At 57.8% G+C, this 723-nt stretch carries 1 protein-coding gene; it reads left to right on the top strand.

The features are described from left to right. A partial coding sequence (locus tag KP705_RS15705; protein WP_215764864.1) for a Tn3 family transposase occupies nucleotides 1–723 on the top strand: 723 nt, incomplete at both ends.

Here is a 723-nt window from a genome sequence, read left to right as displayed (position 1 = left end):
GGGTGCCACCCTGCGCCAGTTGGCGCATMTGCATGACTGGCATATCAGCGMGGCCGGATACGCCGAAGCCCTTGGCCGTATGGTTGCAGCCCATCGTGGGCTGCCCCTGGCGTCACTCTGGGGAGACGGCACATCGTCCTCAAGTGATGGTCAATTGTTTCATGCAGGTGGCAGAGGCGCTGCGATCAGCGATATCAATGCGCGCAATGGCAGTGAACCGGGCGTCAGTTTCTACACCCACATCTCCGATCAGTATGATCCGTTTTCGACCCGGGTGATTGCGGCGACGGCCGGTGAAGCACCCTATGTTCTGGATGGGCTGCTGTATCATGCCAACGGGCTTTCCATTGAAGAGCATTATACCGACACGGGTGGGGCATCGGATCATGTTTTCGGGCTGATGCCCTTCTTTGGTTATCGATTTGCGCCCAGGATACGGGATCTGAAAGAGCGGAAACTTCACCTGTTTCCAGATCAAAGCCCCGGTGATCTCCTGAGTGGAATGGCCGGTGACCCGATCAATACCGATCATGTTGCGGCCCACTGGGACGACCTGCTGCGTCTGGTCACATCCATTCGGAGTGGAACCGTGACGGCCTCGGCCATGCTGCGGAAGCTCGGATCTTATCCCCGTCAGAATGGTCTGGCTGTGGCCTTGCGTGAAGTTGGCCGGATCGAGCGGTCGGTTTTCATGCTCGACTGGATACAGGATCTGGATTTGCG

The organism is Gluconobacter sp. P1D12_c, from assembly GCF_018812105.1.
Classification (GTDB): domain Bacteria; phylum Pseudomonadota; class Alphaproteobacteria; order Acetobacterales; family Acetobacteraceae; genus Gluconobacter; species Gluconobacter oxydans_A.
This window is presented reverse-complemented; position numbering and strand designations above follow the sequence as displayed.